This window comes from Domibacillus sp., assembly GCF_031181085.1.
In the GTDB taxonomy this organism is placed as follows: domain Bacteria; phylum Bacillota; class Bacilli; order Bacillales; family Domibacillaceae; genus Domibacillus.
In genome coordinates, this window is sequence record NZ_JAPSLE010000006.1 from 137,017 (window position 1) to 162,186 (window position 25,170).

21 protein-coding genes are annotated in these 25,170 nt (G+C 46.2%); 6 read left to right on the top strand and 15 right to left on the bottom strand.

Translation table 11 applies throughout. From position 1 onward, the window contains the following. Positions 1-2: 2 nt before the first annotated feature. From RIN81_RS10965 to RIN81_RS10975, 3 genes are all read right to left on the bottom strand, one after another. Positions 3-779, bottom strand: coding sequence for an alpha/beta hydrolase (locus RIN81_RS10965; RefSeq protein WP_309090099.1), 777 nt, complete (start codon positions 777-779; stop codon positions 3-5). Positions 780-792: 13 nt separating this feature from the next. Further along, positions 793-1,461 (bottom strand): thermonuclease family protein, encoded by a 669-nt coding sequence (locus tag RIN81_RS10970; RefSeq protein ID WP_309090101.1) that lies wholly within the window; start codon positions 1,459-1,461, stop codon positions 793-795. A gap of 296 nt (positions 1,462-1,757) precedes the next feature. Continuing rightward, positions 1,758-2,156 (bottom strand): hypothetical protein, encoded by a 399-nt coding sequence (locus tag RIN81_RS10975; protein ID WP_309090103.1) that lies wholly within the window; start codon positions 2,154-2,156, stop codon positions 1,758-1,760. 212 nt (positions 2,157-2,368) lie between these two features. Between RIN81_RS10975 and RIN81_RS10980 the strand changes: the two genes are divergently transcribed. Further along, positions 2,369-3,388 carry a C40 family peptidase gene (locus RIN81_RS10980; RefSeq protein ID WP_309090105.1) on the top strand — a complete coding sequence of 340 codons (1,020 nt, stop codon included), beginning with the start codon at positions 2,369-2,371 and terminating at the stop codon, positions 3,386-3,388. A gap of 32 nt (positions 3,389-3,420) precedes the next feature. Here the strand turns inward: RIN81_RS10980 and RIN81_RS10985 are convergent, their stop codons facing one another. The 3 genes from RIN81_RS10985 to rlmD form a co-directional block, all read right to left on the bottom strand. After that, complete coding sequence (locus RIN81_RS10985) at positions 3,421-5,094, bottom strand: ribonuclease J (RefSeq protein ID WP_309090107.1); 1,674 nt, start codon at positions 5,092-5,094, stop codon at positions 3,421-3,423. A gap of 126 nt (positions 5,095-5,220) precedes the next feature. Next, positions 5,221-6,240 carry an STAS domain-containing protein gene (locus tag RIN81_RS10990; RefSeq protein WP_309090108.1) on the bottom strand — a complete coding sequence of 340 codons (1,020 nt, stop codon included), beginning with the start codon at positions 6,238-6,240 and terminating at the stop codon, positions 5,221-5,223. A gap of 1,038 nt (positions 6,241-7,278) precedes the next feature. Beyond that, the gene (rlmD, locus tag RIN81_RS10995; RefSeq protein WP_309090110.1) at positions 7,279-8,655 is read right to left on the bottom strand and encodes a 23S rRNA (uracil(1939)-C(5))-methyltransferase RlmD; all 1,377 of its coding nucleotides are present in this window, start codon (positions 8,653-8,655) and stop codon (positions 7,279-7,281) included. Positions 8,656-9,261: 606 nt separating this feature from the next. On the opposite strand from rlmD, the gene RIN81_RS11000 reads away from it, so the two are divergent. Further along, a complete protein-coding gene (locus tag RIN81_RS11000) occupies positions 9,262-10,320 on the top strand; it encodes a 2,3-butanediol dehydrogenase (protein WP_309090112.1) in 1,059 nt (352 codons plus the stop codon). Positions 10,321-10,408: 88 nt separating this feature from the next. Then, on the top strand, positions 10,409-10,825 hold the full coding sequence (locus RIN81_RS11005; protein WP_309090114.1) for a pyridoxamine 5'-phosphate oxidase family protein: 417 nt from the start codon (positions 10,409-10,411) through the stop codon (positions 10,823-10,825). Between the two features lie 37 nt (positions 10,826-10,862). Here RIN81_RS11005 and RIN81_RS11010 read toward each other — a convergent pair whose 3' ends face one another. The 6 genes from RIN81_RS11010 to RIN81_RS11035 form a co-directional block, all read right to left on the bottom strand. Next, positions 10,863-12,593 (bottom strand): ABC transporter ATP-binding protein, encoded by a 1,731-nt coding sequence (locus tag RIN81_RS11010; RefSeq protein WP_309090116.1) that lies wholly within the window; start codon positions 12,591-12,593, stop codon positions 10,863-10,865. Further along, a complete protein-coding gene (locus RIN81_RS11015) occupies positions 12,574-14,304 on the bottom strand; it encodes an ABC transporter ATP-binding protein (RefSeq protein WP_309090118.1) in 1,731 nt (576 codons plus the stop codon). The genes RIN81_RS11010 and RIN81_RS11015 overlap by 20 nt, the downstream gene beginning before the upstream one ends. A gap of 643 nt (positions 14,305-14,947) precedes the next feature. Next, entirely contained in the window at positions 14,948-16,138 is a 1,191-nt protein-coding gene (locus RIN81_RS11020) for an MFS transporter (RefSeq protein ID WP_309090120.1), read from the bottom strand. Next, a complete protein-coding gene (locus RIN81_RS11025; protein ID WP_309090122.1) occupies positions 16,131-16,559 on the bottom strand; it encodes a MarR family winged helix-turn-helix transcriptional regulator in 429 nt (142 codons plus the stop codon). The genes RIN81_RS11020 and RIN81_RS11025 overlap by 8 nt, the downstream gene beginning before the upstream one ends. Before the next feature lie 108 nt (positions 16,560-16,667). Next, complete coding sequence (locus RIN81_RS11030; protein ID WP_309090124.1) at positions 16,668-17,585, bottom strand: diacylglycerol kinase; 918 nt, start codon at positions 17,583-17,585, stop codon at positions 16,668-16,670. A 22-nt stretch (positions 17,586-17,607) separates the two neighbouring features. Continuing rightward, entirely contained in the window at positions 17,608-18,171 is a 564-nt protein-coding gene (locus tag RIN81_RS11035; RefSeq protein WP_309090126.1) for a thioredoxin family protein, read from the bottom strand. 167 nt (positions 18,172-18,338) lie between these two features. On the opposite strand from RIN81_RS11035, the gene argC reads away from it, so the two are divergent. Genes argC through RIN81_RS11050 form a run of 3 tightly spaced genes read left to right on the top strand, consistent with a single transcriptional unit; the run spans position 18,339 to position 21,290 of the window. Continuing rightward, a complete protein-coding gene (gene argC / locus RIN81_RS11040) occupies positions 18,339-19,376 on the top strand; it encodes an N-acetyl-gamma-glutamyl-phosphate reductase (RefSeq protein WP_309090128.1) in 1,038 nt (345 codons plus the stop codon). Between the two features lie 13 nt (positions 19,377-19,389). After that, entirely contained in the window at positions 19,390-20,154 is a 765-nt protein-coding gene (gene argB / locus RIN81_RS11045; RefSeq protein WP_309090131.1) for an acetylglutamate kinase, read from the top strand. Then, positions 20,151-21,290, top strand: a complete 1,140-nt coding sequence (locus tag RIN81_RS11050) for an acetylornithine transaminase (RefSeq protein WP_309090133.1) — start codon at positions 20,151-20,153, stop codon at positions 21,288-21,290. The genes argB and RIN81_RS11050 overlap by 4 nt, the downstream gene beginning before the upstream one ends. Positions 21,291-21,319: 29 nt before the next feature. Here the strand turns inward: RIN81_RS11050 and RIN81_RS11055 are convergent, their stop codons facing one another. The 3 genes from RIN81_RS11055 to gatA form a co-directional block, all read right to left on the bottom strand. Continuing rightward, positions 21,320-22,093, bottom strand: a complete 774-nt coding sequence (locus RIN81_RS11055) for an alpha/beta hydrolase (protein WP_309090135.1) — start codon at positions 22,091-22,093, stop codon at positions 21,320-21,322. A 182-nt stretch (positions 22,094-22,275) separates the two neighbouring features. Continuing rightward, the gene (gatB, locus tag RIN81_RS11060) at positions 22,276-23,703 is read right to left on the bottom strand and encodes an Asp-tRNA(Asn)/Glu-tRNA(Gln) amidotransferase subunit GatB (protein ID WP_309090137.1); all 1,428 of its coding nucleotides are present in this window, start codon (positions 23,701-23,703) and stop codon (positions 22,276-22,278) included. 15 nt (positions 23,704-23,718) lie between these two features. Continuing rightward, the gene (gene gatA, locus RIN81_RS11065) at positions 23,719-25,167 is read right to left on the bottom strand and encodes an Asp-tRNA(Asn)/Glu-tRNA(Gln) amidotransferase subunit GatA (protein ID WP_309090140.1); all 1,449 of its coding nucleotides are present in this window, start codon (positions 25,165-25,167) and stop codon (positions 23,719-23,721) included. Positions 25,168-25,170 lie beyond the last annotated feature (3 nt).

The window sequence follows — 25,170 nt, forward strand, 5'->3', positions numbered from 1 at the left end:
TTTTAAAAACCGTGCTTGCGAAGCCAGCTTTCACATACAGACGTCCATTTAGACACTTCCTTATAACCCTCAGCAAGGCCAAGTCCGTGGCGGCCACTTTCAAAGATGTGCAAATCAAAGGGAACCGAAGCACGGCTCAATGCAGCCGCGAATAACAAGCTGTTTTCCACTGGGACCGGCTCATCATCCGCTGTGTGCCATAAAAAGGAAGGCGGCGTTTCTTTCGTTACGTGCCGCTCATTTGATAGAAACAGCCGCTGTTCACCCGATGAACCGGGTCCAAGCAGATTTTCCATCGATCCTTCATGGCGATGCTCGCCGAGTGTAATAACGGGATAACCTAAAACGAGCAAGTCCGGACGAGACGGCTGCTGTTCAACTGGATCAGCAGCATCTGCCATTCCCTGATCGTATTTGGTGGCAAGCGTTGATGCGAGGTGGCCTCCCGCCGAAAAACCGAGCACGCCAATTCGGTTTGGATCCACATTCCACAACGCTGCATGATGCCGGACAAGACGAATGGCGCGGGAAGCATCCAAAAGCGGAACGGGATGACGGTAAGGTGCTGTTCGATAATGAACAACAAAGGCATGAATACCAAGACCGTTCAGCCATTTTGCGACAGGTTCTCCTTCATGATCAGCCCGTCTGGCATAGCTTCCTCCCGGAAAAATCAGCATAGCCGGCGCTCTACTGTCCCCAGCTGGATAAGCCATCATAGAAGGTGTTTCCTCTCCCTCAAGTTTAAAAGGAATCTCTTCTTCCCATAGGTGAATCATTCCGCTTCCTCCCTTATTTTGAATTGAATCCACGCTCGGTCACATAGCCATCCATAGACCAGATACCTTTTTTCTTTTTCTTGGCTATTTCTTGTTTCGCTTCAAACTCATCCAGGTAGCGTGTATTTGGCGGATATACATAAGCCACCCGCGCCAATCCCTCTTCAAGAAGCGTTTCCTGTACGCTTCTTCCATTCACATAGACATACACTAATATTCGATTGTACTTGTCCAGACGTTGTCCAATATCAAATTCAATCGTAATATCTCCGCCTTTGAGCAATTCTGCAGTCCGCTCCTTTGCTTCCTCACCGAGCGGCTGCCTGCCCAGCTGCGGATGACGGGTTTCTGGTGTATCAATAAGCAGAAACCGGGCACTGAATTCTTCTTCTTTCCCGTCACGGTCCGCGTCAAAAGCAAACACAGCGGTGTCACCGTCAACCGGGCGGGCGAGCTTTGCCGGTATCGGCTCCATTACTCCTTTTGTTTTTAGAATGCTGCCTGCTTCATTAACCGCCTCCTCTGCCTCATCGGTATTCGTTTCTGTTTGCTCATTTTCTTGTTCAATCGCTGTTAATACATCTTCTGTTACTTCAAGAACATCGCTCACATCTTCTAAGCTGCAGGCTGACAGAACGAAAGCTGCGGCTGAATATAGAATCAGTGTCACCTTTCTTTTCACGTTTTAATCCTCTTTTCTATCTACTTGAACTTCTACAAAAAAAACCTCTTTGAAAGAGGTTTGAGACTGTCAACAAAGCCGTCAGTCTTTTTTTGAAAGCTTTCACTATTAAAAAGGGCAGGTTTCTTTTCGGGAAACATTGCTTCTTGAAGAGAGCCGATAGGGGTAGCCGAGCGCCCGCCGCCTTATCGGCTCTCTTCCTAACCGCCCGCTCTCTCTGCATGAAAAAGAAACAATGAGGTCCTGCGGCAAAAGATTTATTTGCCTACAATCTGAATCTTCTTTGAAAGAGGTTTTTATTTTCGGGCAGCTGCTTCCTGGATATAGCCGGCAATAACCGGAACAGACAGCTCGAGGCCGCTTGTAGACAAACTATTTTGTACATATTGAAGTTTATTATCATCACTTGCATACGACTGAATATTGAGTATGTTATTAATATATAAAATGCCTTCATTTGTAATCATCGGCTTGATTACATGCCCGTCCGTTTCATAGTAATGACGGATTTTTGCCAGGCCATTAATAAGCCCCTGGTCAAACAAGTCGTTCATGGCAATCTCATAAACCGCCGGCTTCATATTCTCACTCATCCGTTCATGCAGCTCGTACATGACATCCGGCTTGTTCTCTAAATAATACTGTACGTAATAAGCAAGAAGCACCTGTTCTGCTACTGGTAACTGTTTTCCCATACAAACGCCTCCTTTTTAATCTTCTCTATTATACATGATGCAGGCGCCTATCAGTCAATTTCCATTCAACCTCTCTGTCTGAGGTACATATACTATGAATAATCTTAAATGCTCTGACGTGGGCATATTGACACAAAAATTCTATTAACAACTCTCTTAAATCATGATATAGTCATGACAACAAATACCATATAATAGAGGAGCTTTAAGATATGACCTTCAAAAAGGTGATGATAGCGATCATGCTTTGCGTAATGGCTTTATCACTCGTATCTCCCGCCGCAAAAGCCGCTGAACCTGCCGCTGCTTGTTATACAAAAAAAGCCGCCAGCAAAACATATATTAATGTATCTGTTGCCACGCTCTGGAAAGATACGAGTGCAAAACGAAAGATCGATCAGCCGTCCCTCTCAAATCCTGTCAACATGCGGGACTGGACAGCGAACATGTCCACTGTGAAAGACCGCCTTTGGCTTACTGGAAAAGCAGAAACACAGGCCCTGTATGGCCAGGAAGTCACTGTGCTTAAAACAAGCGGCAGCTGGGCACAAGTAGCTGTGAAAGATCAGCTCACATCCAAAAACAGTAAAGGTTATCCAGGCTGGCTGCCTAAATCACAACTTACCACACAGCCTGCTGCCTACGAGGGCTGCCAGACGGCATGGGTAAAATCCAAGACCGCTTTTTTGTTTCATGATAAGAAACAGTCGTTTATGGAAATCAGCTTTAATACAGAACTGCCAATTATTAAATCAGAAACGAACTGGGTACAAGTTATGACTCCGGCAAATGGCGCCAAATGGCTTAAGAAAAGCGACATCCGGGTGCTTGCTGCAGTTCCAAACATCCCGAAACCAACCGGGTCTGCGCTTTTGGCAACAGGAAAACAGTTTCTCGGCCTTCCATATTTATGGTCGGGGATGTCGGCTTACGGCTTTGACTGTTCAGGATTCACTTCTTCGGTTTACCGGTATCACGGCATCAGCATTCCACGTGATGCGTCCGAACAGGCAAAAGCGGGCAAAGCAGTGGCAAAATCCGCTCTTCAGCCAGGCGACCTACTGTTTTTTGCTTATAATAATGGCAAGGGACGTGTTCATCATGTCGCCATGTATGCCGGCAGCGGCCAGATGATCCATGCTCCAAAAGCCGGCAAGCGGGTTGAAATTATTTCTATGAATACTGCCCCATACAAACAGGAGTATGCGGGCGCACGCCGTTACATTCAATAAGAACATCCCCGGTTTTCTGCCGGGGATGTTTTTTACACTTCAATAATAATAGGGACAATCATCGGACGCCTTTTTGTTTGAGCGTACAAAAACTTCCCAACTGTTTCTTTTAAGTTTTGCTTCATCACTTTCCATTGGGTCACTTCAGCTTCCTGCAGTCGTTGAATCGTATTTGCCGCAATCTGGTTTACTTCCTTCAATAAATCCTCTGACTGGCGGGCGTACACAAACCCGCGTGAAATCGTATCAGGTCCTGAGACAATTTTGTTTTCCGCTTTGCTTAAAGTAATCACAATCACAAGCATGCCGTCCTCGGAAAGCTGTTTGCGGTCGCGCAGTACAATATCGCCAACATCCCCAATTCCAAGACCATCCACAAAAATGTTTCCAGCCGGGATTCTCCGTGTCTGACGAGCTTCAGACTGGTTGATATCTACAACATCTCCGTTATTCACCACAAAAATGTTCTCCCGCTGGACACCGACAGACTCAGCCAGCAGCCGGTGCTGCTGCAGCATTCTAAATTCGCCGTGAATCGGGATAAAGTACTTTGGCTTCATCAAGGTCAGCATAAGCTTTAGTTCTTCCTGACAGCCGTGGCCAGATACGTGCATCCCTGTCGCTGCTCCTGATCCATAAATAACATGAGCGCCAAGACGGAACAAATTATCGATAATGCGTGCGACATTTCGTTCATTTCCCGGAATTGGCGACGAAGACAAGATGACTGTGTCCCCCGGGTAAATTTCCACCTGTCGGTATTTTGAATTGGACAGTCGGGACAAAGCCGCCATCGGCTCCCCCTGGCTTCCCGTACAAAGGATTGCTACGTTTTCCGGATCCAAGTCATGGATTTCCTCTACATCAATGAGCATATCATCCGGAATATCTAAATAGCCAAGGTCAATGGCGACCGATACGACATTCACCATACTCCGTCCTAACAGTGCAAGCTTGCGGTTTGTTTTCCTTGCAGCATCCACTACCTGCTGTACACGATGAACATTAGAAGCAAATGTGGCAATAAACACTTTTCCCTGCGCTTTGCTGAATGCTTCTTCAATATGCCGTCCGACATGCTTTTCGGATGGCGTAAACCCCGGCCGCTCCGCGTTCGTGCTCTCTGATAAAAGAACAAGCACCCCGTTTTGGCCAAGCCCCGCCATTTTATGAATATCCGGATACTGATCATTAACCGGCGTCAAATCAAACTTAAAGTCCCCCGTATGCACGACTGTTCCTTCCGGCGTATGAAACGCCGCACCCAAGCAGTCCGGGATACTATGGTTTGTTTTAAAAAAGGTCAGACGGATGGTTCCAAGTTCAATGGTTGAATCGGAATCAATCGGTGTCAGCTTGGTATCGCCGAGCAGTCCGTGCTCTTTCAGCTTAATTTCGATCAAGCCGATTGTCAGCCGTGTCGCATAAATGGGCACATTCAGCTGTTTCAGAAAATACGGGATGCCCCCGATATGGTCTTCGTGTCCGTGCGTTACGACAAGTCCCCTAATTTTCTCTTCGTTTTCACGTAAATACGTAATATCCGGGATAATTAAATCAATGCCTAATAAACTTTCGTCCGGAAACTTCGAGCCGCAATCGATCAAAACAATATCATCCGCATATTGAACGGCATACATGTTTTTCCCAATTTCATTTACGCCGCCCAGGGCAACGATGGATAATGTATTTTCCTGTGCATTCATGATGTCTTCCTCCCAATGAACTCATTATCCAAATTGTGCCCTGTTCGAACACTTTTATGCCCTTCTTGAAGAAGAGGATTTTAACCTAAAAAGCGGTGCTTCAAAAGAAGCGCCGCTTTTTTCTGATTAAACGATTTTTCGGCCATGCTGCGCCAGCGCAAAGTAAATGCCATGCTGCAGTGTTTGAAAGCAATCAAATCGAGACAAATTGATTGTTGACTGTGAAATAACCATACCAAGTTCCGGGGAAATACCGACAAGAATCGTCTCAGTCCCGATCAAGGAGGCAGCAGAGCCAATTTTCTCAATCAAGCTGACAGTATGGCCGCTGATGTCTTTATCGAGTCCCGTTAAATCGAGGACAAGATAGTTTGCTTTATGGGCTGGAAGATTGTTGAGTGTTTTGACAACAAGCTCTTCTGAGCGGTCTTCATCATACTTGCCAATAAGCGGTACGACTACGATTCCTTCAAGAACAGGAATGATCGGCGAAGACAGCTGTCTGACCAATTCTTTCAGCTCTTTTGTTTTTTCTTCGACAATGGTTTCCAGCCGAAGAATTTCCTCCGCTTCTTTTTTACGAGCCAGCTCGTGAATGTTATGGGAGATGGTTACGTCTGATGGAAAATATTTAATAATGCTGTGCTCATGCCCATCCAGCTGGTCCTGCACAACTTCATACCAGATGTTCTGCCCAAACAGCCCCGTAAAAATACCGGCATAGTGAGCCGGAAGATAATTGCCGCCATGCTCTTTTTCCTGTGCTTTGTTGATTTTATATTCCCAGCTGTCTTTTATATAAGCGGTCAGCGTTTTTGCTTCAAAGTCCAAATCTTTGATCGTCGTCCGTCCCCAGCCTGCCGAGGCGTACGTGTTGGTAATCAGCTCTGCCGCTTGTGCCGCATCGACGTCTTTTATTTTTTCAAAATACTGTCCCACAACCAGCCCCTGCCGAAAACCAGTTGTTTCAAATACAAGATTTGATGCTTCTTCGCCAGAAATTTCTTCGATCGTATCAAAAAATGTTCTCATGGCGGAAGAAATCCAAAACAGAACCGCGTCTTCTCTTTCAAATATAAATCTGCCTTTTTCCAAATCCCATTCAAACTCAAGCCCGCCAACTGTAATATGTGAATTCGCTGCCATCTATGATGCCCCTTTATAGTAAGTACGTGTTTTTTATACAGTAATCTCATTATAGTTTTTGTCTAAGAACGTGTCCAATTTCGAATCTTTTTCTGTTATAAAAGCACACCCAAAGTTGCTTGTACCTTTTTTCCCTATGTTAACATCTCGATATCCAAACAAAAGTAATGATTTTAATTTAAACGCAGAAGGGACAAAAATATGCTTGTTCAACCTAAAATAGAAATAACCAACTTGCTCGAACTCATCCCAAATGCCCATGTACTTTATCTTTTTCAGGAAATAATGCTTATATTGACCATGCTGCAGCTTGTATTTTAAAGAGTATTCAGCTTGGAAAACGCACGCTCGTTATTGAGAATGACCTTTTTCGACGGCTGATTGAAGCCCGCCTGCAGCCTCTTTTATCCGCCAGCCAAATGAATAAAATTCTTTTCCAAAATAACTTTGAATTTTTTTCTATTATCTTCAATCCGAAAGATCCATCCCAGCATCATTTTTTAATGAAAAGCATAAAGAACATATTTATCATTATGCCGAGAGAATTTGGTCTCGTATAGAATAGAACAATCAAACCAGCTTCTCTGCTCAGCTAGAAGAATTTGAACAAAAGCGGACGTGCTTTTAAAAGAAACGAGGCCTCTCATGCGTATGTCCCTATAACCAAGAAAGCTTGACCGGCCTTTAAAAGCAGTCACTTCTTCTCTTTCACGATTTTATGCTGACAGACCAAGGCAAACTGCTTCGTTTACCTGCTTAAAAAGAAGCCTTAGATACAGGTGTGTTCCTTCTTCATTATTCATGCTTTCGCTATTGAATGATCACCCCTTTGTTTTTTACCTTTTACATAAAATGGCTAAACCATTTTCCTAACTTTTCCCTGATCACGAAAGAACTGAAAATCAATAACCTGATTTTCAATTCTTTCCTTAATGACATCTTTTGACCTAGAAAATAAGATTTATTTTATACAGCATTACAAAGTCAAAAAAGCGGGGAATGCAGCCAATTGACTTCTTCCCTGCTTTTTATGTTTTATTATCTTAATTCTAATACTGCTACCGCCTCGACATGAACCGTCTGCGGGAACATATCCACTGGCTGCACTTCACGTGTTTGAAAGCCGCCGTCTTCAAGTACACGAAGATCCCGTGCGAGTGTACCCGGGTTACAAGACACGTACACAACACGTTTCGGCTTCATTTTTAAAATCGTGTCAAGAAGTGCCTCGTCGCAGCCTTTACGGGGCGGGTCTACAACGATCACATCCGGCTTGATGCCCTGCTTGTACCAGGCTGGAATGACTTCTTCTGCTTTTCCCGCTTCAAAATGAGCGTTTGTAATGCCGTTGAGCTCTGCATTTTGCTTGGCGTCTTCAATGGCCTGCGGTACAATTTCAACCCCGTATACCTGCTTTGCTTTTTGCGCAAGAAACAGGGAGATCGTGCCGATACCGCAATAAGCGTCGATCACGGTTTCCTCACCAGTCAATCCGGCATACTCAAGTGCTTTATTGTAAAGTACTTCTGTTTGAACCGGATTGACTTGATAAAATGACCGGGCGGAAATGGCAAATCGAATGCCGCCGATCGTATCATAGATCACATCTTCTCCAAACAGCGTCCGCGTTGTGGAACCAAAAATAACGTTTGTTTTCTCCGGATTCACATTTTGTACAATCGATGTAATATCTGGAACAGCCTGGCGAATCCCCTCTATAATGGCCTCCTGGTTCGGCAGCTCACTGGTGCGTGTGATCAGCACAGCCATTTTTTCGCCGGTTTGATAGCCGATTCGCGCCATTACGTGACGGAGCACACCTTTATGGCGGCCTTCATCATAAGGCATAACCCCGTTCGCCGCACAAACATCTTTTACTTTTTGAATGATTGCGTCACTTTCTGTATGCTGGATCAAGCATTCTGTCATATCAATAATGTCATGCGAACGCTTTTTATAGAAACCGGCGACAATCTGCCCCTCAGGCGACAGACCAACCGGCACCTGCGCTTTGTTCCGGTAGCGCCACGGATCCTCCAAGCCGAGCACCGGATGTACCGGCACGTCCGGAAGCTTAGCGATCCGGTCAATCACATTGCGTACCTGGTTGTATTTCATATCCAGCTGCCCTGCGTAAGATAAGTGCTGCATCTGGCAGCCGCCGCACTCATCGTAGACCGGACAAGGCGGCTCCACCCGCTCTTTTGATGCTTGATCAAGCCGAACCAGCTTTGCAAACCCGTACCCCTTGTTTAACTTGGTTACTTGAATTTCTCCTGTTTCTCCCGGCAGAACACCTTCTATAAATAATGGATAGCCGTCAATTTTGGCTACTCCTTTTCCTTCATGCGTCAAATCAGCCACCGTTACATGAACGGTATCGCCTTTTTGAACCGGAGCTTGAATCTTTGCCACAATTACTCTCCTCTTTCTATTTGAAAAATGATTCCCACTCAGCCGAAGTCCATTTTTCTATTTCTTTTTCCCTTACAGAACGATTCACAAAAATATCATGCCAGACGTAGTTTTTCAGTAAACGAAGCTTGTCTGACTGTACACACCAAGTCCATTGACTGGCTGCCCCGCTTGAAAACGATACCCTTCATCTTACAACGATGTGCCGCTTTCTTCAAGAGCGTTTCAAGCATTTCATACATTTCTCTTTACCTGGATAGAATCACTTTCAGCTCCTCTTTATTCTGCTGACTGCAGCAGCAGTTTATACAGTCTTTAAAAGAGATTATGGCAGCGGATCCACCTATCGAGAATGAGCGGTTCTGCCCGCGACAGTTATTTTGATGAACGTTTTTTATAATGTTTCGGCGCGTTGAATGGATCAAAATGTGCGATTTAAAATGACACCTTGTACGAACGGCTTTTGTTTGTTATCGTGACAGTCTCTTCCACCGGTCAAAACGTTTATCACTTTTATCCGTTCACTAATCTGCTCGTATTCGTCACTCCTACTGGAAAATGATAGAATAATAGTGCAAACAAATACTTTATCAGGAGGTTTTACGTATGAAAGCTTTACGTTGGTATGAAGCAAAAGATATCCGTGTTGAAACCATTGATGAACCGGTAACAGCGCCTGGAAAAGTAAAGATTCAAGTAGAATGGACAGGTATTTGTGGCAGTGATTTGCATGAATACGCAGCAGGACCTATTTTTGTACCGGTGAAAGAGCCGCATTACGTCAGCCAGGATAGGGCACCGATTGTAATGGGGCATGAGTTTTCCGGCAGGGTGATCGAAGTAGGTGCAGGCGTCACACGTGTTCAGCCTGGTGATCCGGTTGTGGTGGAGCCTATTCTTTCCTGCGGTGAATGTGCAGCGTGTAAAAAAGGAAAATACAACTTATGTAAACATCTCGGCTTTCATGGATTGTCTGGAGGAGGCGGCGGGTTTGCTGAATACACAATGGTAGATGAACATATGGTACATAAAATGCCGGAAGGCCTTTCTTTCGAGCAGGGCGCACTCGTCGAACCGGCGGCGGTCGCTCTTCATGCAGTCCGCCTGAGCAAATTAAAAGCGGGTGATAAAGCGGCGGTTTTCGGTGCGGGTCCTATTGGCCTGCTTGTGATTGAAGCGTTGCGAGCAGCAGGTGCATCCGAAATTTATGCCGTTGAGCTTTCCCCTAAACGGGCAGCAAAAGCAAGAGAGCTGGGAGCGCGTGATGTGATTAACCCGAAGGAGGAAAATGTCGCAGAGCGTCTTCAGGAGCTGACAGACGGCGGCGTAGATGTGGCGTTTGAAGTTACCGGTGTGCCGGTTGTTCTCCAGCAGGCGATTGACGCTACAACATTTGAAGGAGAAACCGTCATCGTTTCTATTTGGGAATCCGAGGCGTCTGTGCAGCCAAATAATGTTGTGCTGCAGGAAAGGACTGTAAAAGGCATTATCGCCTATCGTGATATTTTCCCGGCCGTTATGGAGCTTATGCAGCAAGGCTATTTTCAGGCAGAAAAGCTTGTAACAAAACGCATTTCGCTGGACGATGTGGTAACAGAAGGGTTTGAAGCACTGGTGAAGGAAAAAAATCATATAAAGATTTTAGTCAAATCCCAGCCTGAATGATAAAAAAAGAACATCCTCCCTGGATGTTCTTTTTTTGTTTAGATCCGGCGGAAAGTGGAATAGTAATCCATATAAGGAGTGATTGAAAATGAGTTCACTAAAAGATCAAATTGCATCAATTATCGACAACAACCTTGTGGGGACGATGGCCACTATTCATGATAACAAGCCACGTTCACGCTATATGACTTTTTTTAATGACAATTTAACACTGTACACGGCCACAAGCAAAGACACTCATAAAACAGAAGATATTGAGCAGAACCCATATACGCATATTCTGCTTGGCTATAACGGCGAGGGAATCGGCGACGAATATGTTGAAATTGAAGGAAAAGTGACCGAGTCCGACGATGAAAGCTTAAAGAAAAAAGTATGGAATGAACATTTAGAGTCATGGTTTGACGGGCCGGAGGATCCGAAGTTATTGATTTTAAAGGTTACCCCTGAGCAAATCCGGCTCATGAATAAAAAAGGACAGCCGCCGCAAACGCTGGAGCTGTAACAGAAATCAAAAGCACCCCCTTAAAAGGCGGTGCTTTTTATCGGGCAGCTGCTACAACCTCTTCATATGAGCCGATTGCTTGAATGCCGCCGTTCTTCAGCCGGATCACTTGATCGGCACGGCGGATTGTATTCAGCCGGTGGGCGATGACAAAGCTGGTCCGTCCTTTCATCAAGCGGCCGAGCGCTTCCTGAATATGCAATTCAGTGATTGTATCGATACTGCTTGTTGCTTCATCTAAAATCAACAAAACCGGATCAGCCAAGATCGCCCGGGCAATCGCCAGAAGCTGGCGCTGCCCCTGGCTGATGCCTGATCCATCCTGCTTGAGCATGGAATTGTATCCGTCCGGCATCCGTTCAATAAACGAATGGGCATTGGCCTGCCTGGCGGCTTCTATGACTTCTTCATCCGTCGCATCCAGCCGCCCATAGCGGATATTTTCCATCACTGTTCCTTCAAAAAGCACCGTATCCTGCAGCACAAATCCCATTTGGCTGCGCAGTGCTGCTCCGGAAATATCCCGGCTGTCTATACCGTCAAACAAAATTTTGCCCCCATCCGGCTCATAAAACCGGACAAGCAAATTCATAATGGTCGTTTTACCTGAACCAGTCGGGCCGATCAAAGCGATCATCTCTCCCGGTAAAGCGTGGAATGAAACATGAGATAATGTTTTTTTTCCTTCTTCATAAGAAAAAGAGACATCATCAAACACTACTTCACCCGACAGAAGCGGTGTCTGTCCTTTCTTCCCGTCAACCGCTTCATCCGTATCCATAATATCAAATACCCGTTCCGCTCCGGCGACCGCTGACAGCATTGTGTTGTATTGATTGGCCAGATCATTGAGGGGGCGCGTGAACTGGCGGGCGTATTCTGTAAAGATCACAATGGTGCCAACCGTTGCCTGCCCGCTCAGCGCTAGAACACCGCCGACAAGAGCAATCACAGCGAAACCAGCGTTATTCAACACATTCATTAATTTCGGAATAAAGCCCGAATAAGCCTGTGCCAGATAACCGGCTTCACGCAGACGCTCATTTTTTTCCATAAATTCTTCAATGATGTCTTCTTCCCGCGAAAACATTTTGACAATATGCCGGCTCGAAATCGCTTCTTCAATAAACCCGTTTAAATCGCCAAGGTGGCGCTGCTGCTCCTTAAACCTCGGGCCGGTGCGGCTTGTGATCCATTTCATTCCGCCAAACATCAGCGGGATAATGAGCAAAGTCACAGCGGTTAAAAGCGGGCTTAAATAAAGCATCACGACAATGGAGCCGGTGAGTGTCAACAGCCCCGATGCCACTTGAATAATGGAGCTGTTCAATGTACTGCTGATATTATCGATGTCATTGGTGACACGGCTCATTAACTCACCGTGGCGGCGCTTATCAAAAAAAGAAATCGGCAGTGTGTGAAAATGGCGGAATAAATCATCACGAAGCTCGTAAACGGTTCGTTGGGCAATTTCCACCATCCAATAGTTTTGCAGAAAGCTGACGGCTGAATAACTGACATATACCAGTGCCAGGCCGGCGAGCAGCAGAAGCAGTCCGCGTTCATTCCCCGATGCGATATAATCATCGATCGCCTTCCCGATCAAAAAAGGGCCGGCCAGGGCTAATGCGGAGCCCAGCGCCACCATTACCATCGTCAGCATCAGTTTTCCTTTCCTTTTCAGCAAATAGCGGCCAATCCGCTTCAGCGTCTCAGACATGTTGCTGATCTGCGGCTTGGCTTCCCTGTTATTGCCCGGATGCTTCATGAATTCCATCTCCTCTGCCCTGCGACTCCAGCAGGCGTCTGTACAAGCCATTTGCCCGTGCCAGTTCCCTGTGTGTGCCGGAAGCGGCAATTCCACCGTCTTCCATTATAAAAATACAATCCGCTTGTTCAGCAGTTGAAATTTTTTGCGTTACAATCACTACGGTGCATGGCTGGGCAGTGATTGCCTCAATAAGTGCGGCTTCCGTTTTCACATCCAACGCGCTCGTACTGTCATCCAACAGTAAAATATCCGGCTGCCGGACGAGCGCCCTTGCGATGGACAGCCGCTGCTTCTGTCCTCCTGAGAGCGTAACGCCTTTTTGCCCGATCACCGTATGGTATCCGTCCGGCAATGAAACGATCATTTTATGAATTTGCGCTTTTTGAGCGGCTTCCATTACTTCTTCATCGGTCGCATTTTTTTTGCCCCAGCGAATATTATCGATAATCGATCCGGTAAACAAATGAGATTCCTGCGGGACAAAGCCAATATGACGCCGAAGCAGGCCGACATCCATCCGGCTTATATCACGGCCGCCGATGGCGACACGCCCTTTCTCCGGCTCATACAAGCGCGGAATCAAAGAAAGCAGTGCCGACTTGCCAGAGCCGGTTTCCCCCAGAACAGCCGCCATGCTGCCGCTCTTAATATTCATGGAAAGCGAATGAAGCACGGGCGTTTTACCGCCCGGGTATGTAAAGGTAATCTCTTCTAACGAGAGATCTCCTTCTGCTGGATAAGTCTCTGTTACAGCCGGCTGCTGCTCCTCTTCCATTATCAATACTTCATTGATCCGGGCAGCAGAGGCTCTGCCGCGGGCAAACGCAAGTGTAATAAACGTAAGGATTGACAGTGAAATAATAATCCGTGCCGCATAGTTGATCACGGCTACAATTTCACCCGTGGTCGCTGTGCCGCTTTGCATCTCGGCAAAGCCGAACCATAGGATAAATAAAAGACCGCCATTTATCACAAGCATCAAAATCGGCACAATACTTTCGAATGTGCGGATGACGCCGATCGTGTTTTCCATAAGTGCTTTGCCGGCCCGTTCAAATCGCGCTGTTTCATGTCCGCTGCGGACAAATGCCCGGATCAGCCGGATGCCCGTCAAGTTTTCACGCATTACGCTGTTTACACGGTCGAGCTTGAGCTGCACACGCTGGAACATCCCCGCTCCCTTTCGCATCATAAACAACATAAAGATGGTCATGACCGGCACCGTTATAAGCAGCACCGACGCTAGCTTAAAATGAACGAACAGCGCCATCACTGTACCAAAGAGAATCATCAGTGGTGCACGCAGCATAATGCGCAGACTCATAAAAACAGCGTTTTGCAGCTGGGTGACATCGTTTGTCATCCTTGTAATTAATGTCGACGTATCAAAGTGGCCGTACTGCCCGAACGAAAAAAACTGCACTTTCTCGATCAGTTTCTTTCGAATATCGAACCCGTAGTTTTGGCCAATCCGCGCAGCAATAAATGAATTAGTAATTCCAGCAGCGAATGAAAACAGCGACAGCCCGACCATGATACTGCCCCAAAATAAAATCGCGTTCATCTTTCCAGCCGCGATGCCGTCATCGATCATCTTCACCATTAAAACCGGCAGCACGAGTTCCACCGCAAGCTCAAGCAGCATCAGTCCCCAGGCAGCAGCCATCCGCAGACGGTATGGCTTTAATAACATCCAAACATGATTCATCCCCATTCCTTCTTCCACTTCTTTGTTATCTTTAGTGTAGCAAACATAAAAAAAAATCTCTTCTTTCAAGAAGCGCCAGTATGCTTGTCCGCTCAAAGAGCAAAAGGCATTCTCCAGCCTGTTTCATTTACCAGCTGTAGAATTGCCTTACCATTTTGGTTCGATAAACGTTCTTTTTACCATCAGCTCCATATCCAGGCATTGAATGGCACTGATTCCTTCTGTACAGACGGTTAAGCACCCATTTGTCCGCTCCGCTCATGAAAGCAGACTACTGTACCGCAGCACACATCTAACGGCTGAAGCAGTGATAGAGTCACTGTTTTTTTCTTTTCATCGAGGTGTTCGATGCAGAAGTACCTGGGCAATGGACTTCAGATATTGGACCATAACAGGGTAAGTAAAGCGGATAGGCATGACAATATCCTGGACAGGTATTCCGCTCTTTACAAGAAAAAACGCCAGGGTGTACGGCTGATGCGCAAAATGTTTACGCGTTTCTTTTTTGGTATGACCTATTTTCAATTTGGCATGGTCATTCGCCATGCATTGAACAAAAAGGCACGGCTTTTTATGCGGATGATCTGGAAAACTTAAAAAAGCCTGCCGGCATCGAACGAAGCGATGGCGGCAGGCGGGCAGTTTATAGCTGAGGAAACTGTTCTGTCTCCCTTTTACTTTTTTGTACAAAATAATAAACAATCAAACCAGCGAGCACGTATACCGCACACGCAGCGTAAAGCATTTTAAAGCCGAGGCCGGATGCCACAACCCCCATCACAAAAGACCCAAAGCCGATGCCGAGGTCAAAAAGAGACAAAAATGTCGCTGTCGCCAGCGCTTTTTTCTCAGGCCGCGCTTTCGATATGGCAATCGTTTGAAAGCCAGGGAATAAAGTGCCCCAGCCAAGCCCGATCACCCCTGCTGCAATCAGAAAAAGACCGGCTCCGCCAGCCTGGCTCAGCAAAAGCAGGCCCGCGGCGAATACAACAATCGACGGATAAACGATAGCATTGGCACCATAACGGTCAAACCAGCGGCCGGTAAACGGACGGGACAGTACAATAACAACCGCATACACAACAAAAAAGAAGCCTGATACGGCACCAATATGCAGCTCTTCGGCGTAAACCGAAACGAAGGATAAAATAGCTGAATAAACAATGGCGAAAAAAGTACCGGTCAGCGCAATCGGCAGAGCAGACTTTTCAATTAAATTACCCGGGGACAGATCCAGCTTAAACTGTTCAGCAGGCTTGCGGCTGCCCGCTTTCTCATTTTTCAATGATAAGCCGATCACCAACGCAATCAAGGCAACTGCTGCACACACGATAAAGCCCGCTTGAATGCTCCATTTGTTCATAATGGCAAGTCCCGCAAACGGGCCGATCGCCATAGCCAGGTTCATAGACATCACATAGTAGCCCATTCCCTCTCCCCGGCGTGAATTCGGGATAATATCTGCTACGACAGCCCCGGCTGCGGTAGTCGCCATTCCAAAGCCAATACCGTGGAAGAACCGAAGCACAAGAAGGGCTGTAAGTCCATTTGTGAACGGGTATAAAACCGATGCTGCAAAAAAGATCACAAGTGACGCAATCAATACTTTTTTCTTGCCGAAATGCTCGACCCATTGTCCAGAAACGAACCGGATCAAAATTGCTGAAATTAAAAAGACGGTTGTGGCCAGTCCTGCTTCACTTTCCGTGCTGTTCAATTCGTTTAATACATAAACGGGCAGCGTGACAAGCAGAAAATAAAACGTCATAAATAAGAAGAAGTTCGTTAATGAGATGCTGATAAAATCTTTTGTCCATAGAGCTGGTTTATTCATGCAAATCCCCTTTCATTTTTCCAAGCCAATCATGAAGTGCCAGCTGCACAAGCATACGCTGTTCCCGCGGCACCTGCTCAAGCAGACGGTCATTCATCGTTAAAATGGCCTTCTCCCATTCCGGATACGCCTCATGTGCTTTGTCCGTTAAGTGAATCACTTTTACCCGCTTGTCTTCGCCCGGCACCTGCTGTACATACCCCTGCCTGGCAAGACGCTGAATCGTCCGGGTCATCGGTGGTGCTTCAACTGCCAGGTATTCGCATAGCGCCGACTGCGGCATGGCTCCTTTTGTTTTCAGCACAAATAAAACCGCCCACTGTGCACTGTACAGACCGAACGGATGCAGCGTTTCATTCACTTGTTTAGTCAGCGTGCGAGACAGCTGATGAATCGTATGAAATAGCTCATGTGTTTCCATTCCATCCTCCAATTGATTACTTAGGTAACTAAATTATAACATGATTCTTCGTCACACGAAATACTTTCTATAAAAAAAGCTGCTTCGATATCACCGAAGCAGCTGATGTTAATAAATGCGGTCCTGTGGACGAAGCTTTTCGATTGGTGCAAAAACATCAAGATGGCGGTATAAATTTTCAAAATCAGCCGGGATCTCGCCGCCAAGCTCCCCGTCAAGATTAATCAGCAACGGTTCCGATGATTGAACATGAATCCGGCTTGCTTTTGTATAAATAACATGAGGGTCATTTAAGTGGTCTCCCCGCAGGGCAAGGCTCGCAATTCGGATAAATTCAGCCAGGTTGGTTTTCTTTAAGATAATCAGCGTAAATAAACCGTCGTTAACAGATGAATCCGGCGCCAGCTTTTCAAAACCGCCGACTGAATTCGTCAGCCCGATTAAAAAAAGAAGCGATTCTCCTTCAAACACTTCACCGTCATATTCAATTCTGATATTTGTCGGCTTGATCGAAGGCAGCATCTCGATACCTTTTAAATAATAAGCAAGCTGGCCGAGCATCGTCTTCAGCTTGCTTGGCACTTCATACGTAAGCTCTGTTAAACGGCCGCCCCCTGCAATATTAATGAAATAGCGCTCATTCATGCGCCCGACGTCCACCGGAATTGTTTCACCGGCTGTGATCACATCAATGGCTCCTTGTATATCACGCGGAATATGCAATGCCCGGGCAAAGTCATTGGTCGTGCCCATTGGAATCACACCGAATTTCGGACGATGCTCCTGCCCGGCCAGGCCATTCACTACTTCATTTAACGTTCCATCGCCGCCCGCCGCAATAACAACATCGAATTTCCGTTCCGTAGCGATTCGTGCTGCTTCGGTCGCATCTCCTTCTCCCGTTGTTGCATGCGCGGAAGTTTCATATCCGGCTCTTTCAAGCTTTTCGAGCGCTTCCGGCAAATGCTTGCGGAACAATTCGCGCCCAGAGGTTGGATTGTAAATAATTCGTGCTCGTTTCGTCATCTTTATCCCAGTCTTTCTGCTATTAATATAATCGTTCCGCAAGCGTCGTTTTTATGCTGCGGTATATTTCCTGCCAGATCGATTCGTCCGTGCGGTAAGTTTCTTTTAATGCCTGAATCATGTCACGGCTCTTTTCCTCGAAATCTTCATGGTCACGCGGCGGCAGCGATGAACGGTATCGCGTCACCATTTCCTGCACGGCTGGAGCACGCGGTCCCCATACGGCTTGCTCCGTTCCTTCTTCGTTTATAAAAATAAAAATAGGAATTGCCCGTGATGTTCCATTTGTTAAATACTGGTCCATCAGCTCCAGATTTTCATCGCGGTGCAGCATGCGGACTTCCATATTTGCTGCTTTTGCCATGGCAAGCAGAATCGGAATATTCACCATAGCGTCCCCGCACCAGTCTTCTGTGAGGACAATGACACGCCAATTGGCTTCGCTTACTTTATCAATGAGAGAAGCTTCTTCGCTCGATAAGTGAAAATTTTTTAATACATAAAGAAGATTTTCTTTATGCTCCGACATATTGTTTATATAGTCCTCAGGTGTCAGTCCTTTTTCAAACCATTCCTGCAGATTCATTTTTCGTTCCTCCGTTACGGATTTTCAAAACATCCTATCCTCCATTATGCACAAAAACGGCCGATTTGACAAAATCGGTTGATTTCAAGGAGGCACAATTCTATAATGAAGAAGAATGAATTAATAAATATTAATAATTATAAATAAAAATACAAAGGAGTTTTTCCATGAAAGCATCAGTCATCGGCGCTTCCGGCTACGGAGGCATTGAACTTATACGCCTTTTATCCAATCATCCACATTTTGAGCTGCACGCTGTTTATTCATCCAGCAAAGACGGCGTTCCTGTTACAGAAGAGTATCCTCATCTTGCCGAGATTTGCCCGCTTCCCTTAACGAAAATTGATACAGAAGCGATCAAACAGGAATCAGATGTTGTATTTTTAGCGGTTCCTTCCGGCGCAGCCGCTGCCCTTGCCCCCCAGCTTGCCGGCGGCCGGGCTAAAGTCGTCGATTTATCCGGAGACCTTCGTTTAAAAGAAACAGAACATTATAAAAAATGGTATAAAAAAGACCCGGCTCCGAAAGAATTTGTCGCCGATGCTGTGTATGGGCTGACAGAATGGAACCGTGAAAACATTAAGTCGGCATCCGTGCTATCAAATCCGGGCTGTTATCCGACAGCAGCGCTTTTAGGGCTTGCTCCCGCTGTACAAAACGGTGTAATTGATATGAAAAATATTATTATTGATGCCAAATCCGGTGTATCGGGTGCTGGACGCGGCTTGTCTCCGATCGTTCATTTCGCGGAGATGAATGATAACTTCCGCATTTATAAAGTAAATGAGCATCAGCACATTCCGGAAATTGAGCAGCAGCTTTCCTGGTGGAGCGAATCAGCCGCCCCCATTACGTTTTCTACACATCTTCTGCCGGTATCCCGTGGAATTATGGCAACGATGTATGCACCGCTCACACGCGATATGACAACAGAAGAAGCGCATGCTCTTTACGCTGATACCTACAAAAACGATCCATTTGTCCGTGTCCGCCCCGTGAAACAGTTCCCTGGCATTAAAGAAGTAGCCGGTTCAAACTTCTGTGATATTTCTGTTGATGTGGATACACGCACGAACCGTCTTGTAATCGTGTCTGTTATCGATAACCTTGTAAAAGGTGCAGCGGGACAAGCCGTTCAAAATGCAAATATTATGTTTGGATTCGAAGAAACATCGGGGCTTAAAGGCTTTCCGATGTACCCATAAAAGGAGGAGACCGATGAAAACAGTAGTCGTAAAATGCGGCGGCAGTGTGTTAAAAGAATTGTCACAAAGCTTTTTTGACAGTATGAACGCGCTGATCGCCGATGGATACAAAATTGTGTTTGTTCACGGCGGCGGCCCGGAAATTAACGCTATGCTCGAGAAAATGAATGTAAAAAGCGAGTTTAAAAATGGCCTGCGCGTTACGTCAGAGGAAGTGCTTCAGGCAGCGGAGCTTGTTCTTTCCGGAAGCATGAACCGGAAACTGGTCCGTATGCTTGAATCACAAGGTATTCCGGCTATCGGTGTACAGTCAAGCGACCAGGGGATCCTTCAGGCCGACTTTATTAACCAGGAAGAACTCGGGTTTGTCGGCGACGTAACAGCTGTTAACAAAGAAGTGCTCCAGCTGTTCCTTGAAGCCGGCCTCCTTCCCGTTCTTACACCGATTGCGAAAGGTCCAGACGGAACGGTGCTGAATGTGAATGCAGACCATGCAGCAGGCGCGGCTGCTTACGCTCTTGAGGCAGACCACCTTCTTATGGTGACAGACGTGCCCGGTGTTTTAAAAGATGGTGAACTGATTCCATCTCTCACTGCTTCCCAAACAAACGAACTTATTGATTCCGGTGTAATCAGCGGCGGGATGATCCCAAAAGTTCATACCGCCCTAAAAGCACTCGAAAGCTGCGGACATGTTCATATTGTCTCTGGCAAAAAACCGTTCTACGAAAATGAAACGTGGCATGGCACTTTATTTCAAAAGGAGGAAACAGTATGAGTCACTTATTTCCTACATATGCAAGATGGAATGTTACACCCGTCAAAGCAAAAGGCTCTTATTTAACAGCAAAAGACGGCAAGGAATATTTAGACTTTACATCCGGCATCAGCGTATGCAACCTTGGCCACGCACCGGACAACGTTAAAACAGCAGTTGAAGAGCAGCTGAACCAGTTTTGGCATACGTCAAACTTGTTTCAAATTGAGCTGCAGGAAGAAGTAGCGAAGCAGCTGGCAGATGCATCAGGACTCGATCTTGTGTTTTTCGGAAACAGCGGCGCTGAAGCAAATGAAGCAGCCATTAAGCTTGCCCGCAAATCAACTGGCCGTACAAAAGTGATTACATTCGTTGATTCATTCCATGGCCGCACTTTTGCCACGATGGCGGCGACCGGCCAGGACAAAATTAAAACCGGCTTCGGTCCCATGCTCGAATCATTTGAGTATGTCACCATGAATGATCTTGATTCCTTGACAGCTGCCCTTGATGACAATACCGCAGCCATTATGTTTGAAGTGATTCAAGGTGAAGGCGGTATTAATGAAGGAAATGCAGACTTTTTAAAGAAAGCCGAAGAACTGGCTCATCAAAATGGCTCTCTTGTTATTATTGATGAAATTCAAACAGGTATCGGCCGTACCGGAAAGCCATTTGCTTTTCAGCATATCGGCTTGAATCCGGATATTATCTCGGTTGCAAAAGGAATTGCGAGCGGCTTCCCTCTCGGTGCGATTATCGGTAAAGCGTCCCTTGCCGAAGCGTTTTCTGCCGGTTCACACGGCTCGACATTCGGCGGCAACCCGGTGGCTCTTGCAGCGGCCAAAGAAACATTGAACACCATTTTCGATGAATCCTTTTTAGCCGATGTAACACAAAAAGGCGAACTGATTCACTCGCTGCTCGAGGAAGCACTAAAAGAGCAGCCTATCTTTAAAAAGCTGAAAGGGCGCGGCTTAATGGTAGGTATTGAGCTGAATGAAGAAGCGGGGCCGTTTTTAGCTCAAGCGCGTGAACAAAACCTGCTTATTTTAACAGCCGGCACTCATGTAATCCGCCTTCTACCGCCTCTTACTGTAACAGAGGATGAAATTAAAACAGCTGTGAACGTGATCACCAATATTTTAAACAACTAAAAAAGCGGTCTCCATTCGGAGACCGCTTTTTACAATACTTTTCGAAATGCCGACTGTTTTTGGATGGTTTCTTCAATAAATGCAACAGCTTCTTCTACAATGCGGTCCGCATCATAATCCATGGTGGCTACATGGTAAGAATTTCGCAGTGTGACGATTTTCTTTTGTTTGGATGAAATCGCCTGGTAAATAAATGATGTGTTTTCCGGCGGCACGACGTGATCTACTGCTGATTTGATGCAAAGCGCCGGCACGCAGACACGGTGCAGTAAGCTCGGCACCTCTTTCATGAGCTTTTGCAGCTCGCGTACAGAAGCAACAGGTGCTTCTTCGTACGTGATTTCATGGACGCCATCTTTTTTAATATCCGGCGCTCCTTCCGGAATAAAACGAGGAGCCGGATCATACTGCAAGTAATCGAGTGACGGCAGTGTAAGAGCTGCATTAATCGTAATAATGCCTTCAATATCCTGATGAGCGGCTGCAAATTTGAGCGTCAGTGTGCCGCCCATGGACTGCCCCATTAAGAAAATACGCTTGCCGCGCTTTTTCAAAAAGCGGCAGGCGTTTGAATAGCTGTTATACCAGTCGTCATGTGTGCATGTTTCCATTTCTTCCTGGTGCGTGCCGTGGCCTTTCAATCTTGGAGCAACAACCGAAAATCCTTTTTGGTTTAATGCTTCGGCTATCTCCCGGACACTTTGCGGCGTACCAATAAATCCATGGGAAAGAACAATACCAATTTCATTTCCTTCTAAGTAAAATGACTCAGCACCTGGGATTACAGTATATTCTCTGCTCATTATCCGGCCCTCCGTTTTAATTCCGATTATTTTTATAAGATATATACACCTTAACGGATTTTATCCGACAAGTCAAGTTGGAATTAACATGAAAAGAAAACCCTGCGATTGAAAAGACGGTGCTATTACATACAAAAATGGCGCGATTGGAGTTCAACCGCGCCATCCTGTCTGGTCATTTATTATCTTTTTTGAATTTCTTCTACAAGCAGCTTATTGATCGCCTGCGGATTCGCCTGGCCTTTGGACGCTTTCATAATTTGTCCAACAAGGAAGCCGATCGCTTTTTTCTTGCCTTCTTTAAAGTCGGCAATAGATTGCGGGTTCGCATCTAAAGCGTCGTTTACGAATTTTAAAAGCGCTGATTCGTCAGAAATTTGCACAAGGCCTTTTTCTTTTACGATCGCTTCGGCATCGCCGCCGTTTTCAACAATTTCTTTAAATACGGTTTTAGCGATTTTAGAAGAGATGGTTCCTTCTTCAAGCAATTTAATCATACCAGCAAGGTTCTCTGGTGTCAGCTTTGTTTGAGCGAGCTCTTTGTTCTCTGCGTTCAAGTACGCCGGCACTTCGCCCATCATCCAGTTAGAAGCAAGCTTTGCTGCAGCACCGGCTGCTACCGTTGCTTCAAAGAAATCAGCAATGTCTTTTGACATCGTCAAAATTTTCGCGTCATGCGCCGGCAGACCAAGCTCTTCCATATAACGCTTTTTACGTGCATCTGGAAGCTCTGGAATCGACGCGCGAACACGCTCTTTCCATTCGTCATCAATGTAAACAGGAAGCAGATCCGGTTCCGGGAAATAACGGTAATCATCTGATCCTTCTTTTACACGCATCAAAACGGTTTTGCCTGTTGATTCATCAAAACGACGTGTTTCCTGCTCCACTTTTCCGCCTGAAGATACAACTTCCGCCTGGCGTTTTTCTTCATATTCAAGCCCTTTACGCACGAAGTTAAAGGAGTTTAAGTTTTTTAATTCTGTTCTTGTACCAAATTCTTCCTGGCCAAATGGACGGATCGAAATGTTCGCGTCACAGCGAAGCGATCCTTCCTCCATTTTACAGTCGGATACTTCCGTATATTGAATAATCGCTTTTAACTTTTCTAAAAATGCATAGGCTTCTTCGGGCGTGCGAATATCTGGTTCGGATACAATTTCTACAAGCGGTGTTCCCTGGCGATTATAATCGCAAAGAGAATGCTTGCCGGCATGCGTCAGCTTGCCCGCATCTTCTTCTAAATGAAGACGAGTGATGCCGATGCGTTTTGTTTCACCGTTCACTTCGATTTCTACCCATCCGTGTTCGCCGATCGGTTTATCATTTTGTGATATCTGGTATGCTTTCGGATTGTCTGGATAGAAATAGTTTTTCCGGTCCCAAATGGATTCCTCGGCGATTTCGCAATTGATGGCCATGGCTGCTTTCATTGCGAATTCCACCGCTTTGTCGTTCATCACCGGCAACACGCCTGGATATCCAAGGTCAATCACCGTTGTATTCGTATTTGGCTCCGCGCCGAAATGGGCCGGGGCCGACGAAAAGATTTTTGAGTTTGTTTTTAATTCAACGTGGACTTCAAGTCCAATCACCGTTTCAAATTGCACAGGTGGTCCCCTCCTTTACAGCTTCGGCTTTTCTTTGTGGAAATCAGTTGCCTGCTCGTACGCATGCGCAACACGGTATACGTTTTTTTCATCGAAATGGCGTCCAATAATCTGCAGGCCAAGCGGCAGCCCGTTTTCTGCGAATCCGCATGGAACGGAAATACCCGGTACGCCAGCAAGGTTTACTGGAATCGTTAAAATGTCATTTGCGTACATTGTTAACGGATCGTCGATAATTTCGCCGATTTTAAACGCCGGTGTTGGTGTTGTAGGGCCGATGATCACGTCATAGCTTGCGAACACATCTTCAAAGTCTTTTTTAATCAGTGTGCGCACTTGCTGCGCTTTTTTATAATACGCGTCGTAGTAGCCTGAGCTTAGCGCGAACGTACCAAGCATAATCCGACGTTTTACTTCGTCGCCAAAGCCTTCTGCACGTGTTTTTTTGTATAAATCGATTAAGTTTTCTGCGCCTTCTGCACGGTAGCCGTAGCGGATACCGTCAAAACGGGCCAGGTTGGATGACGCTTCAGATGACGCAAGCAGGTAGTACGTGGCCACGCCGTATTTTGAATGCGGAAGAGATACTTCTTCCCACGTAGCACCAAGCCCTTCCAATACTTTCAGCGCCGCAAGAACAGACTGCCTTACTTCTTCTGAAACACCTTCTCCAAGGTATTCTTTCGGTACAGCAATGCGCAACCCTTTAATGTCGCCTGTTAACCCGGCAGCAAAGTTTTCGGCCGGCACATTCGCCGAAGTTGAATCGTACGGATCAACGCCAGCAAGCGCTTCTAAAAGATATGCATTGTCTTCTACGTTGCGTGTAATAGGCCCAATCTGGTCAAGAGACGATGCAAAAGCAATCAAACCAAAGCGGGATACGCGTCCGTATGTAGGTTTCATGCCGACTACGCCGCAGAAAGAAGCCGGCTGGCGAATCGATCCGCCTGTATCTGAGCCAAGTGAAAACGGTACTTCGCCTGCTGCAACAGCCGCAGCAGAGCCGCCTGATGAACCGCCTGGCACGTGGGCTAAATTCCATGGGTTACGTGTTTTTTGGAAGCTTGAGTTTTCCGTTGATGAGCCCATCGCAAATTCGTCCATGTTTAGCTTGCCGACTGTAATGGTTCCGGCTTCACGAAGCTTATTTACCACGGTTGCATCATAAATCGGGTCAAAGTTGTGAAGGATTTGGCTGGCAGCAGTCGTGCGGAGTCCTTTTGTAACGATATTATCTTTTATGCCAATCGGAATCCCTGATAAAATACCGGTTTTTCCTGCACCTTGTGCTTCTTCCGCCTGCTTGCGGGCACGCTCTTCATCTAATGCAAGAAATGCTTTTACATCTCCGTCTACAGCGGCGATGCGCTTGAATGATTCATCCACAAGATCCGGAATCGATATTTCTTTTTTTTCGATCATCGATTGAATCTCGGTTAATTTGTGATCAAATAATGACACGGT